Raw genomic sequence first — 630 nt, 5'->3', positions numbered from 1 at the left:
GGCGAAAACGTCCGAAGGAAAGAATGACGAAAGGGAGGTCCAGCGAATGCTGTGGACACCGAACTCGAGCATTTGCCGGCGGAACTGCGTTGGCGTGAATGGATGGGCTGCGTCGAAGCCGTGACTTTTGCCGCCGCCGAGCCGGTGACACGCGAGGTCCTTGCGCGCGTCGTCGGCAAGAGTTGCAATATCGACCTGATCATCGATGACATCCGCGACGAATTGCGTGGACGTCCCTACGAACTGGTCGCTGTCGCTGGCGGCTGGCAGCACCGCACCCGGAAAATCTTCGCCGATGCCATTCGGGCCGCGACCGGCCAGGGTGCCGACGGTGGGGGAAAAAGGCCCCTGTCGCAGTCGGAGGGGCTGGTGCTGATGTGCATCGCCTATTTCCAGCCGATCAACCCGGAAACCGCATCTTCGTCGAGCAGCTTCTGGATCGCCTCGCCCGCGCCCTTGGCGCGGAGTTTTGGCGTCACCGCCACCAGCCGATCGGCGCGCCGGCCGAGCTCAGCTCCCAGCTGGCAGGCCTCGGCGGCACCCTGCGCCAGTGCCAGGCACATCGCCCGTTCAAACCCGCCCCCTCCCGGCCGGAGCCTTGTTGCGCTCCCGCGCGCGCCCTCGGTGCGA

General features: G+C 66.2%; 1 protein-coding gene and 1 pseudogene. One reads left to right on the top strand and one right to left on the bottom strand.

The features are described 5' to 3' along the window. Window positions 1-102 precede the first annotated feature (102 nt). A pseudogene (locus tag EOA13_RS37450) lies at window positions 103-402 on the top strand (SMC-Scp complex subunit ScpB); the annotation flags it as partial. Here EOA13_RS37450 and EOA13_RS37445 read toward each other — a convergent pair. Next, the gene (locus tag EOA13_RS37445) at window positions 387-563 is read right to left on the bottom strand and encodes a DUF1403 family protein (protein ID WP_245490616.1); all 177 of its coding nucleotides are present in this window, start codon (window positions 561-563) and stop codon (window positions 387-389) included. The pseudogene EOA13_RS37450 and the gene EOA13_RS37445 sit on opposite strands and share 16 nt — an antisense overlap. Window positions 564-630 lie beyond the last annotated feature (67 nt).

The organism is Mesorhizobium sp. M7A.F.Ca.US.011.01.1.1, assembly GCF_003998295.1.
Taxonomy (GTDB): Bacteria; Pseudomonadota; Alphaproteobacteria; order Rhizobiales; family Rhizobiaceae; genus Mesorhizobium.
Note: the sequence above shows the minus strand (reverse complement) of the source record. Positions and strands in the feature narration are given on the sequence as shown.

Excerpts from the sequence above, each read along its gene's own strand:
- EOA13_RS37445 (WP_245490616.1), bottom strand. The coding sequence starts at position 563 with ATGTGCCTGGCACTGGCGCAGGGTGCCGCCGAGGCCTGCCAGCTGGGA.